At 58.6% G+C, this 12,835-nt stretch carries 9 protein-coding genes; 1 reads left to right on the top strand and 8 read right to left on the bottom strand.

Annotated elements, in window-relative coordinates:
- From IPM39_11065 to IPM39_11045, 5 genes are all read right to left on the bottom strand, one after another.
- Positions 1 to 1,443, bottom strand: a complete 1,443-nt coding sequence (locus tag IPM39_11065; protein MBK8986604.1) for a hypothetical protein — start codon at positions 1,441 to 1,443, stop codon at positions 1 to 3.
- Between the two features lie 34 nt (positions 1,444 to 1,477).
- Positions 1,478 to 2,710, bottom strand: coding sequence for a hypothetical protein (locus tag IPM39_11060; GenBank protein ID MBK8986603.1), 1,233 nt, complete (start codon positions 2,708 to 2,710; stop codon positions 1,478 to 1,480).
- 70 nt (positions 2,711 to 2,780) lie between these two features.
- The gene (locus tag IPM39_11055) at positions 2,781 to 3,287 is read right to left on the bottom strand and encodes a GNAT family N-acetyltransferase (protein MBK8986602.1); all 507 of its coding nucleotides are present in this window, start codon (positions 3,285 to 3,287) and stop codon (positions 2,781 to 2,783) included.
- A 53-nt stretch (positions 3,288 to 3,340) separates the two neighbouring features.
- Positions 3,341 to 4,243, bottom strand: coding sequence for a c-type cytochrome (locus IPM39_11050; GenBank protein MBK8986601.1), 903 nt, complete (start codon positions 4,241 to 4,243; stop codon positions 3,341 to 3,343).
- A gap of 9 nt (positions 4,244 to 4,252) precedes the next feature.
- Complete coding sequence (locus tag IPM39_11045) at positions 4,253 to 4,708, bottom strand: hypothetical protein (GenBank protein MBK8986600.1); 456 nt, start codon at positions 4,706 to 4,708, stop codon at positions 4,253 to 4,255.
- A 164-nt stretch (positions 4,709 to 4,872) separates the two neighbouring features.
- Between IPM39_11045 and IPM39_11040 the strand changes: the two genes are divergently transcribed.
- Positions 4,873 to 7,728 (top strand): AAA family ATPase, encoded by a 2,856-nt coding sequence (locus tag IPM39_11040; protein MBK8986599.1) that lies wholly within the window; start codon positions 4,873 to 4,875, stop codon positions 7,726 to 7,728.
- A gap of 179 nt (positions 7,729 to 7,907) precedes the next feature.
- On the opposite strand, the gene IPM39_11035 is transcribed toward IPM39_11040, so the two are convergent.
- From IPM39_11035 to IPM39_11025, 3 genes are all read right to left on the bottom strand, one after another.
- On the bottom strand, positions 7,908 to 8,450 hold the full coding sequence (locus IPM39_11035) for a DUF308 domain-containing protein (GenBank protein ID MBK8986598.1): 543 nt from the start codon (positions 8,448 to 8,450) through the stop codon (positions 7,908 to 7,910).
- Between the two features lie 541 nt (positions 8,451 to 8,991).
- Entirely contained in the window at positions 8,992 to 9,540 is a 549-nt protein-coding gene (locus tag IPM39_11030) for an LURP-one-related family protein (GenBank protein ID MBK8986597.1), read from the bottom strand.
- 395 nt (positions 9,541 to 9,935) lie between these two features.
- Positions 9,936 to 12,611: a hypothetical protein gene (locus tag IPM39_11025; protein MBK8986596.1), complete on the bottom strand. Its 2,676-nt coding sequence runs from the start codon at positions 12,609 to 12,611 to the stop codon at positions 9,936 to 9,938.
- Positions 12,612 to 12,835: the final 224 nt, after the last annotated feature.

The following is a 12,835-nucleotide window of genomic DNA, read 5'->3' as shown; positions in this document are numbered from 1 at the left end:
TTACGGGAACGGCCGTTCACCCTTTGCCAACTTTAACCAGACCGAAACCTGCTCAGGCTGCATGGTTTCCTGCACCACGCGCACCAATTCGGCCGTTAGCGCCTCAATATCCGTCTCATCCCGCGCCACCTGGGCAAATTGGGCCAACACCTGTTGGGCATTGTATTTTTGGCGGTAGAAGCGACGATCAACGGCCGTTTGTACGTGACGGCGCAGGGGGTTGAAGAGGGCGGCGATGAGCAGGGTAGAGAGGACGATGGCGAGGGGCGATTGGGCATCCGTGGCCCGGCCAACAACCGTTTGCAGCAGCACCACGCTGCAAAAATAAACCAGCGCCAGCAAAGCCGACAGCACCCCATACTGCACCGTTTTGCGAATGATCAGGTCAATGTCAAACAGCCGGTAGCGCAGCACCGCCACCGCCAGCCCCGCGCCAATCACCACAGGGCTGAGGCTGGAGAGAATTGTGAAGATATTGATCCAAAACAGATCTGTTACCCAGTTAAAAGCGAGCGGAAAATTCAGCCCAAACAGCAATATTCCCGCCACAAAACTAGTAATCGCCCAACGCAGCTGCGCCCGGCTCGCCGCATCCCGCTGCGTCACACCCGCATGAGCCAGGCTCACAATCGCCAGGATAAGCATACCCATCGTACTCACCCAGCCCACTTCGCCACGACCACCTGACAGGGGGAATATCAAGAGCAGCAACCCATAGACAAAGGGCAAAAACGCCAGCCAGGGATGACGTTGAATGACCTGTTTGGGACGGGGGAATAGCAGCGTAAAGGTCAACAGTGAGGGGGCTAACAGCGCACCAAAAATGACATAGCTAAAAAGCAGCGTCAAATAGAAAGCAGACTGATCGAACTGTACGGAGAGACCATCCGGCACAATCCCGCTGATGTTGACTGCACCCGAGGCAACGCCGAACATGAGCAGGGCGCGGGCACTGGGAATATCAGGGCGGCTCAGGAAGGTGAACCAGCAGATGATGAGAAGTAAAACTGCACCAAGCCGATACATGGCTTCCCCTGGTGTGGCTGTATTGTGTTGCCAAACGGCCGTTCCCGTCCACGCCACCACCGGCACAGACACCTCCATCTCCGCCCCATCCCGCAACATCAGCATCGTCACCGTCTGGCCAATCTGCCAGTTTTCCGGGGCCGGGACATAGGCATTTGACGCGCTGCCCGAGACGGAACGGCCGTCTACCGCCAGCGCCTCATCCCACACCTGCAAATCCGACTCTGCTCCCACCAAATTCTCATAAAAAATCCAATTTGCGCCTTCAATCTCTCCCGTGAGTACGCCCCAGCCATCCGTGGGCAGTGTCAAGCGATAGGCAACCTGTGCCATACTTAGCAGCAGCACCAACACCGCCGCCAGCAGCACCAACCACCCACTCCCATTCAACCGCCGAGTTATTTTTTGCTCTGTCATGAGATCATCGTATCGTCAAATCGTCTGCTAAACGTTACGGGAACGGCCGTTCACCCTTTGCCGACTTTAACCAGACCGAAACCTGCTCAGGCTGCATGGTTTCCTGCACCACGCGCACCAATTCGGCCGTTAGCGCCTCCATATCCGTCTCATCCCGCGCCACCTGGGCAAATTGGGCCAGCACCTGCTGGGCATCGTACTTTTGGCGGTAGAAGCGGCGGTCAACGGCCGTTTGCACACGGCGGCGCAGGGGGTTGAAGAGGGCGGCGATGAGCAAGGTGGTAATGACAATAGCAAAAGGAGATTGTTGGCCGCTGACCGAATTGAACACGTTTTGCAGAAGCACCACCATGCCAAAATAAACCAGCGCCAGCAAGGCCGTTACCACCCCATACTGCACTGTCTTGCGGATGATCAGGTCAATGTCAAACAGCCGGTAGCGCAAAATGGCAATGCCAATGGATACCGGAATGAGGGGCATCACGATCATCCAGAGGTTGCTCCAGATGGCGGTGTCTGGCCCAAAAGCGAAATCTGTGAACAGAAAGACCGGGATATAGGCCGCTGCGAAAACGGCCGTTGCCACAAGCAGCCACTTCATCTGTTGGCGTTCCACCCGCCCGGCGCGCCGGTAACGCACCACCAGCGACGCCATGCACAGCACCACCCACAGCGGCATCATCGCGAAGAAAAAAGAAAATACAGCGCTCTCATTGAGTCCGTTGTTTTGAATCAAGCCAATCGGATTGGGGTAGCTCCAGTCGGCGCTGCCGCCGCCGGCGGGCTGCATGGGCGTCACAAACGTCGCCAGCAGCAGCAAAAACAGCAGCAGGACAACGCCTACCCACACCAGGCCGCCCCAGCGGCGGCTAATCGGCCGTCCGGTGGGGAACAGCAGCATCAACCACGGCAAGGGGAAGATGAGCAGCGCCCAATTCCAGTCACCGTACCACAGCGCCAGCCACAGTACAGGGGTCAGCTGGGGCGGCAGCGTCGCGAGGCCAGTGTTAAACGACCGGAAATAGGCGTCCACCAACACAAACGCCGATATGCCCGGCAGCAGCAGCAGCCAGCCCACGCGGTTGCCAGGCTGACGCGCCAGGATCAGCGCCCCTACCAGCGCAAACACCGGCCCCACCAGGTAGGGGATCCAGGGCTGGGGTGGGCCGCCCTGCCGCGCAACGGCCGTATCGAGCAGCGCCGCCCAAACCGAGATGAGGATGATCAGGCCAAAAAGTGCCCAGGCTGCCAACGTTGTCCGTTTCATTTCCCTTTCCTTTCAGATGATCGCCGTCCACGAGCGTGAATTGGGTTCTGCTTTGGCGGTTCAACGGCCGTTACAGATTCAGGGCGTAAATCAAAAACGACCCCATCTCATCTTCGGCTTCCCGTTCCAAAGACATCCCAATTTTCTGAGCCACGCCGATAGAGGCGGTGTTGTCCGGGTAAATCATGCAAATCAGGCGCGTCAGCCCCAATTGCCCAAAGCCGTAATCCCGGATCGCCAGCGCCGCTTCTGCGCCCAATCCCTGCCGCCAATGTGTTTTGGCAATGAGATAAGCCACTTCGACTTCGTCCTGCCCATCAATGGTCCATGGGAGCAGCCCGCACCGGCCAACAAACTGCCCGGTCTCTTTATGAATTGTCGCCCACAAGCCCAGTTCCGGGTGTTCGGGGTGGCCGTTGAGAAACCATTCCAGCTCTTCTTTGGTTTCCTCATAGGTCAACGTGCCATCCGGGAAGTAGCGCCGTATTTCCGGATCGCGGTACAGAGCGTACAGGTCGTCCAGATCGCCGGGTTCCAAATGGCGCAATAGCAGTCGGTTGGTTTCCAAAATTTTCATGCGTACCTCCAGGTGACAGTCACTTCAAAAGTGACTGTCACCTATAACAACGATCACGAATTATCGGGCAAAGCGGGCAGCGATTGCAAATAGGTCCAAATCGCCTGCAATTCGGTGTCGCTCATCTGGCTGAAGATCGTCCAGGGCATTTGTTCGGCGTCGAGGGAACGGCCGTCCGGGGTTTGCCCCGTGCGCATAGCCGCCATGAAATCCGCCTCCGTCCAGCTTACCAGATCGCCGCTGGGGGTCAGGTTAGGGCCGGGCGGCGGGTCGTCTTCACCTACAATGCCCGCCAAATTTGCCGCATGGCATTCACCACACATGGCAATGCTCACCATATACGCGCCATATTCGGCTGTTGCCCCCTCTGTGGGGCTGTTGGCGCCCACGTTGGCGTGGTCAATGCCGTTGATCCGGGTGAAGTCGTTAAAGCCAATCGTGCCGCCCAACACCGAGCCGGGGAAGCCGATGCGCCGTTCGCCCAGATCGTTGTCCACCGGCGGCGCGGCTTTCAGGTAGGCGATCATCGCCCCCAGGTCGGCGTCGCTGAGATGCTGGTAAAAGTTGGACGGCATGATCACCAGGACACGGCCGTCGCCGCCCACGCCATGCCGGATGGCCCGTTCCCAATCGGCGTCGCTAAACGTGGTTCCTACGCCGCCCGCGCCCGCCGTCAGGTTGGCGGCAAAAACGTAGCTGCCCACTTCGCCGTCAAAGAAGACCTGCCCGCCTAGATTTTCGCCATGACACATGCCGCACGAGCTGACCACGTTCACCAGATGCTCGCCCCGCGCCAGCGCTGCCGCATCGGTGGGCGCCGCCACCGGTTTCGTCGCTACCTCTGGCGCGTTGTTCAGCCGTGAGAGGCCGACAAAGTGCAGGATAACGGCCGTTACCAACAAAAAGCCCACCAATCCACCCAAAATAATACCAATCCACTTGAATACCCGTTTCATCGAGACCTCCTATTGATTTTTACCAAACCAAAAACCGAGTACCAAACCATAAATCAGGTGCGCCAGCGCAAATTGCCCGGGGGAAATTTGCGCTAAGGGTGCGCCAACGGCCGTTAACACCACCCCCAGCCCCAACAGCCACAGCAGCAGCCCATACCCCAACCCCATCAGCCAGCCCCAACGCACCAGCGACGGCCGTATCCGCCCCACCATCCCCAGCAGCAATCCAAACACCACCCCATAAATCGCCGACACCGCCAGATGCGCCAGCAGGCCCGTCAGCCAACTGCCCGCCTGCGCCGGGTCAAAATAAGCCAACGTGATCTGTGGCGGCGTGCCCGTTAGCCAACCGGCCGTCAGCAAAAAGAGGGCCATCACCCCCCCGCCCACCAAACCAGCTAACAGACCGTCTACGGCCGTATCGCCTATCGTTTTTTCCCGCCAGACCAGATGCGTCTTAGTCATCCGTTTCACTCCTTGTGTAATCCATATTCCGTATTCCGTGTTCCGTTTACGGCTCACGGCTTACGGTTTACGCTATAGGCCCACCATAACAAACGGCCGTCTCCCAAACGTTACGAAACCACCAACCTGTCGCATTTCAGGACGTTTTTGGCTAAAATGGCCCCATGAAACCGTTGCGCCTGCTGCTGCTTGGCCCACCCCGCATCGAACGAGACGACCAGATTCTGGAACCGGACACTCGCAAAGCGACGGCTCTGCTGGCCTACCTGGCGCTGAGCGGCGAACGGCCGTCCCGCGACTGGTTGGCTGCTTTCCTCTGGCCCGACTTCGACGAGAGCCGGGCCAAAGCCGCCCTGCGCCGCACCCTCTCCGCCCTGAAAACGGCCGTTGGCCCCAATGCCCTCTCCGCCACCCGCGAACAAATCGGGTTGAATCTGGACCAGGTGTGGTGCGACGTGTCCGTTTTTCAGCGCTGCCTGGCGCAGGATGATCTGGCAACGGCCGTTTCCCTCTATCGCGACGATTTCCTGACCGGCTTTAGCCTGCGCGACAGCCTGCCCTTTGACGATTGGCAGCGGATGCAGCAGGAAACCTTGCGCCGCGACCTGGCCCAGGCGTTAGCCCGACTCACCCAACGATCCGGCGGCGAAACGGCCGTGGCCCATGCCCGCCGCTGGTGCCAACTAGACCCGCTGCACGAAGACGCCCACCGCCAACTGATGCAGGCCCTCGCCGCCAACGGCCGTCACGCCGACGCCCTGCAACAGTACCGCGATTGCGTGCGCATCCTCGATGAGGAATTAGGCGTGCCCCCCCTGCCCGAAACCACCGCCCTCTACCACGCCATCCAGAATGAACGGGTGACAAAGCAGCCGGGTGAGGAGGTGACAAGGTGGCCGGGTGACGAGGTGACAGCGAATGGTCCTGTCACCCCTTCACCCCTTCACCCCTTCACCTCTTCGCCGCTGCCGCTGGTAGGGCGTGGGGCAGAACTGGCCCGTATGCAGCAGGTCTATGGCGATGTAGGACCAGACGGCCGTTTATTGGCAATTATCGGTGAAGTGGGCATCGGCAAAACCCGGTTAGCCGAAGATTTTGTCGCCTGGGCGCAAAGCCACGGCGCATTGACTCTGACCGCCCGTTGTTATGAAGGCGAAAACAACCTGGCCTATGCCCCCATTGTCCAATCCCTGCGCGACGCCTTGTCCCAACCGGGGGGGACGGAACGATTGGCGATGACGCCGCCTTACCATTTGGCCGAAGCCGCCCGGCTGTTACCAGAACTGACCTCGCCTCTGGCTGCGCCGTTGGCCGCCGTGCCAGAGACGCCGGGCGCGCAAAATCGCTTCTACGATGGCCTCGGACAGACGATAGCGGCGCTGCTGCACGGTTCTGCCCCTGGCGTTTTCTGGCTGGATGATGTTCACTGGCTTGATTCTGCCTCCTTAGAACTGCTGCTTTACCTGCTGCGGCGCTGGAAAGAACGGCCCATCCTCATCTTGCTTTGCTGGCGCAGCGAAGAGCTGCCGGGCAGCCACTCCCTGGCGCAAATGGCCGCCGCTCTGCACCGGGCTGCCGTCGCTGAACGCACCCAGCTTGCCCGCCTCACGCTGCCGCAAGTAGCCGAACTGGTAACGGCCGTTTCTCTGCCCGCCAACCTGCCGCAGCGGCTGTACCAGGAAACAAACGGGCTGCCCTATTTTGTGGTGGAATATCTCCGCGCCCTGGCGGCGGCCGACGCCGACCAACCCTGGCCCATTCCCAGCGCAGTACGCGAGCTGCTTCTGAGCCGTCTGGCGCAGGTAGATGAAACCGGGCGGCAGCTTCTGCAGACGGCCGCCGCCATCGGCCACGCCTTTGCCTCTGAATTGGCGCAAACGGCCAGCGGACGCAGCGAAGAAGAAACGGTAGCCGCCCTGGAAAATCTGGTGGCGCGGGGAATTCTGGTGGAACAAACGACCCCGGCAGCCTCCATGCAGGCCGTCTACGATTTCAGCCACGAAAAGCTGCGCGCCCTGGCCTATGAGGCGATGGGGTTGGCGCGGCGGCGGCTGCTGCACCGGCGGCTGGCAGAGACTCTGGCCGAATCAGCCCGGCGGCAGCCCGCGAACACGCTGCTGCCGCCCCAAATTGCCGCCCATTACCGGCTGGCGGGTAAGGATGAAGAAGCGGCGGCCTATTTTGTGCAGGCCGGCGACCAGGCGCGCGCCCTCTTTGCCCATCAAGACGCCATCCACTACTACCGTTCGGCGCTGGCGCTGGGAGCAGAAAATGCCTGGCGGCTGCACGCGGCCTGCGGCGAATTGTCCATGCGCCTGGGAGCTTACCCTGACGCCCTGTCCAGCTTTGAAACGGCCGCTGCTCTGGCGCCAACGGCCGTTCTGAGCAGCCTGGAACAGCAGTTGGCGCAGGTGTATCAGCGGCAGGGAGAATGGTCGTTGGCCGCTCTTACGCTGACGCAGGCCCAATCCCATCTGGACGAGACCAGCGATCCGGCGGGCGCGGCGCGTCTGCTCATTGACCGCAGTCTGGTAGCCCACCGCCAGAAGCAGCCACAAGCGGCGCTGGCCTGGGCGCAGCAGGCGCGGACCCTGGCCGAAACCGCCAACAACACGCCGGCGTTGGCCCTGGCCGACAATATCTTGGGGGTGCTGGCGCGCAGCCGGGGAGAATTGGAAACGGCCGTGACCCTGCTGGAACAAAGCCGCCGATTGGCTGAAGAGAACGGCCGTTTAGACATTCAGATCGCCGCCGGCAATAACCTGGCGCTGACGCTGATGGCCGCCGGGCAGTTGACCGCCGCCCGGGAAAACCTGGAACAGGCGCTGATCCTCTGCCAGCGCCTCGGCGACCGCCACCACGAGGCAGCGTTACGCAGCAATCTGGCCGACGTGCTGCATCAGGCCGGCGACGAAGCCGCCGCCCAGGCGCAAATCCGCCAGTCAGCCATTATTTATGCCGACATCGGGCGCGAACAGGAGATGTGGCGGGCGGAAATCTGGCAGTTGATGGAGTGGTGAGACTTTTTGCCTGGACCAATCTGGCCGCCGTAAACCGAAATCCGTATCCCGTCTTCCGTCGGCATTTGCCAGAGCTAACGCCCTACGGAATACAGGATACGGATTCTACGGGTTACTGAATACGGATTACCGAATACAGATACCACGCCATCGGTCCAATCAAAAAAATCCGGCTATGGTCAGGCGGGGCGTTGTTGGAACGCCATGATGCTCTGAGAGATGCCGCCAACCACGGCGAAAATGGCCGCCGCCCAGACCAGCGACAAGATGAGCGTTGGTGAGGTGTAGTTGAAAATGAGGATCAGGCCAAACACGATGCTCAGGCCGCTGAAGATGGCGGCTCCCCAACCACCACCGCGCAGGGCCAGGATCAGGCCGATGATGCCCACGACAAGGCTCTGAATCCCCAGGAACAGTATCAGGATAACCGGGATGATCAGAACATTGATCAACGGGTAACGCAGGATAATGATACCAGCGGCGATACTGAGCAGGCTGCTGAACAACTTCCAGCCCCAGGCCGTTGTGTCCAGAAACATCGCCACCAGGCCGAGGATGCCGGTGAAGAGCCAGTAATAGCCCAAAGCCAGGACCAGCACAAAGACGGTCTTGACCGGCGAGGTCAACAACAACACCCCAACAATAATATTCAACACACCGCCAATCAGAATGAGCCACCAGGGCGACTGATTGGTTTTAAACGACATTGCACTTGTAGACATGTTTTCTCTCCTAAAATGATGGTCTTCAGGAATTCAGGGGTTTGATGTTGCCCGTAAACCAAAACCTGACACAAACTCCAGGAAGCCAACCTGATTATACAGATATACGGGCTGCATATCGAATTTGCAAAGGAGACATCATGAGTGGGCTGCACCCACCACCACGAATGAAAACCCTGGGAGCGCAGGCGTCTCGCCTGCCGGGGCGGACGGGACGTCCGCGCTCCCATTTTCACAGGAGACATCATGAGTGGGCTGCACCCACCACCACGAATGAAAACCCTGGGAGCGCAGGCGTCTCGCCTGCCGGGGCGGACGGGACGTCCGCGCTCCCATTTTCAAGGGAGTATTCACGTGAGCGTCCAGACCTGACAGGCTTGCCACTCGTTCAAAATGGAGTGTTATGGTATGAAAACCTGTCAGGTCTCTGGTGAGCCTGAACGATTACTAATTTCACTACGGTACGTTTTGAATGTGATCCCAAAGGCATCTGAAAAGATACCGGAATAGACAGAGTCTTCAGTCCCTAATCTGCCACCGTCTAATCATGCGCCATCATATCAACAGCTACGGTAACTGCCAGGATCACAATATCATTTTGCCCCGGTTCAATCTGAACGCCATACGTGTCGGCGATACGGAACCACTTTCTGGAGATTTCGGCGATCTTGTTCCCGCCCTCGCCAATGGTGTATTCAAGGCTTAGGATATTGCCCTGCACGTTCAGGTCTGGGCCATCACCAATTTTCACCACCCAACGGTGACGCAAAGGGGAGATCAGCGCTTTTCTGACGGTTGCCAGTCGCTCGTCGTTTGGCCCTTCAATCGTCATTGTATCCTTGATCCGCAGCAGTTTTTCCTGAATTTTGCAGAGGGTCTGCCCTTGCATATCTTCAAAGAAGAGGGTGTCGCGCACACGCAGCATTTTGCCGTCTACCTTAAAAACGCGCTGGCCGCCCTCATTTTCGATCCAGAAATCATCGCCAAAAGCGACCAATTTCTGCCGCATCCGGTAGCGAGTCGCTGTCCCCCTCCGGCCAAAGACTGCTCGTTCTTCCTGGCGTTGTTCTCGTCGTGCTCTACCTGGCATAGTTTTACCTCCACTCTGTTTAAGAGTTCGCCCGTATTTAGGGTATCGGATTGATATCCCTAATACAGGTCATAGCTAATACTTGGGCGGCAGTAACGGCCGTTACCCGCCGAAATCTTCCATCAGCGATATGTCATTCTGAGCTGAGTCTGCGGAGCGAAGAATCCCCATGCTCTGGTCACTAAAACTGAACGGGATGCTTCGATAGGCTCAACATGGCATAAAGCAAGATAATCGCGTTGAAGAACCTGCTCAATACCAAAACTATAAATGCGCCCTGAAAGGGATGCGATAGACGGCCGTTTCGGTCATCGTCAATTTATGCTGAACCATAACTGAATCATAATGAAGACCGGCCTCGGTTGGAAGGGTAGAAAGAAGTAGATTGGGAGTATTTACGGAAGGAGGTTCAGCGTTTTCGCTTTGGCGATGGCCTGGTGACGGCCGTTTACACCCAGCTTTTGGTAAATATGGCGGTTGTGCTTCTTCACCGTCAGCACCGATAGGACCAGTCGTTCGGCGATCTCTTTGTCGGACAAACCTTGGGGCAACAGGGCTAAAATTTCCAGTTCTCGCCCGGTCAGCGCCTCTGGTTCCGGCAGTTGGTTGGCGCGGAAAACGGTCAGAATATGGCCGATGTAAGCGGGAGCAACGCCGCGCTTTGCCACCTGCGCCAGCAAAGCGGCCATCTCTGCCCCCAATTCCACAAATAGGCGCAAGTAGCCGCCGGGTTCAGCCAATTGTACGGCGCGTTCTGTGGCTGTCAGAGCCTCTTCTGATTGTCCCTGCGCCTGCGCCAGCAGCGCCCGCAGCGCCCAAATCTGGATGAGCAGCCAGACGTTGGCCGTCTCCTCGGCATAGTGCTGGCAGGTGGTTAACAAATGGGCGGCTTCCTGGTGGGTAACGGCCGTTCCCTGAGTCATCAGCACCTTCACGCGGGTCAGCTCATTGGCTTCCCAAAACCAGAGCGGCATCCGCGCCGGCTGCGCGCCGGTCTGCGCCCAATGTACGGCCGTGCCCACATCACCGCGCAGCAGCGCCAGGCGGGCGCGGAACGCTTCCACCTCCGGCGCAAATTGAACCTGGTTCATCTCCAGCAGCACCTGCGTCAGCGTATCCAACGTCTGCCGCGCCTGCGCCTCAGCGCCCTGCGTGTGGTGCAGCAGGGCGAGGCCCAGCATCGCTTCGTGGTAGACGCGGAAATTGGCCTGATAACGCAATTCTGGCACGACCAACCAGTGGGCATACGCTTCATCCAGGCGGTTCCAATGGTAATAAGCATGGCCTAAGAAATGACTCGCCCAGGTGACGCTGAGCGGTTTCTCTTCGGCCAGCCCCAACGTCAACAAGAACTGGCCCACTTGCTCCAAACGTTTCAAATCGCCGACCGAACCATAAATGCCTCCCGCCGCTACCAACAGCAAAAAGCGAAACGTGTGATGCTGCAATTGCTCATCATCCAGCCAGGCGTTCAACTGGCGTAGGGCCAATTCCGTCATTCCCAGGCTGTGCTGTGTCATCAACTGGAACAAAGTAGCCAGACCACGGGCATAAAAGTAATGGCGCGGCAGGCGGTCTAGCGCGGATTGGGTGTAAGCCAGGCTGTGATCAAACGCATTTTGGAGGAAGGTCATTTCGCCGCGCAAGGCGTCTCGTTCGCCGCGCAAAATGTCGGGATGGATGCTCCCGCCGCCGCCGCTATCCATTTCTTGAGCCAACAAGGCTTCTGCCTGTTGCAGCAAAGTGGGAATCGCCTGAAATTTGGCCTGCCAGCGCAGCATCCATGCTTTAAGCTGCAACAAGGCTGGTCGCCGTGCCACCACCTCCTCCGGCAGCAGTCCCAGCCACCGATTCAGACGGTGCATTTCCCCCTGATTGAGCATGTTATGCCGCTGGTCTTCGATGAGGGTAACGGCCGTTGCCATATCGCCCGCCGTCAGCAAATGGCGCAGCGCCTCTTCGGTAAACCCCTGTGCGGCCAGCCACGCACCAGCCCGGCCATGCAGCGCGGCAATCTCCGCTGGCTCCCATTCCTGAGCCAGCCGTCGCAGCAACAGATCGCGAAAAAGGTGATGGTAGCGATACCATTTCTCCTGCTCATCCAACGAAACCAGGCAGAGATCGCTGCGGATTAGATGAGGCAGCAGTGATTCCGCGCCGGCCGGTCTCTGCCCAATCACCGCGTCGCACAATGAAACGCAAAACCGTTCGAGAACGGCCGTTTTTAACAAAAATTCCCACACAGCGCGCGGCTGATGGGCCACCACCTCATCAAACAGAAAGTCCATGATGAGGCGACGGTGGCGCTCTTGAAAAGCGCGGGCGAAGGCCGCCGGGTCTGGCTGCTCGCGCAAGGAAAGCCCGGCCATTTGCAGGCCGATAATCCAACCTTCGGTTTGCTCGTCCAGCAAAACGGCCGTGGCCTCATCCACCTCAGCGCCGGTTGTCTGGCTGAGAATGGCCCGCGTCTCGGCCAAAGCAAAACGCAAATCGGCGGCGCGAACTTCCAACAGATGCTGCTGCGCCCGGCGGCGCGCCAGTAGGGGCAGCGCCGGGTCTATCCTGGTGATCAGCAGCAGTTGCAGCGCGTCTGGCAGATGCCGGAGCAGCGCCGCCATCACCTGTTGAATGGCCGGATGGGTGATCAGATGATAATCGTCCAGAATCAAGAGCAGGGGGTGGGGCAGGTGGGCCAGGTCGTTGATCAGGGTAGTGGCGATGGTTTCCAGCGGCGGTGGTTGAAGGGCGTTGAGCAATGTTTGGGTGTTGGCGCACGGCCGTTGCTGGGGGAATGTGTGGTGAACGGCCGTTGTCAGATATCGTAGAAACAGATCCAGGTCATTGTCGGATTCATCCAGAGAGAGCCAGGCTGTGGTTAGTAACGGCCGTTGGGTCAGCCAATCCACCGCCAGCGATGTTTTGCCATACCCGGCCGGCGCCGAGATGAGGATAAGACCCGACCCCAAACCGCGATCCAACTGCGCCAACAGGCGCGGGCGGGTCACATGCCCTTCGCGCAAGCGTGGCGCTCGCAGTTTGGTATCAAGCAGCAGACCCATATAGTTAGCCATATTCTTTATCTGAGACAAGGCAGCAGACTTAAGCGATGATTACAAGAAAGTTTAACACGTCTGGGACTTGTACGCTCCAAAAACAGAGAAGTTTGATTGCAGAGAGATAATTCAAAAAAAATGTGTACAATCTGTCAACATACGAGATTGCCAACTTCTTCTTTGGACAAACCTCATGAGACAAAGGTATGACATTTTGGGGCAAAATCGTGCTGACTAACAAT

The organism is Candidatus Leptovillus gracilis (genome assembly GCA_016716065.1).
Lineage (GTDB): Bacteria > Chloroflexota > Anaerolineae > Promineifilales > Promineifilaceae > Leptovillus > Leptovillus gracilis.
The sequence above is the reverse complement of the archived record's forward strand: the minus strand, read 5'-3'. Positions and strand labels throughout refer to the sequence as shown.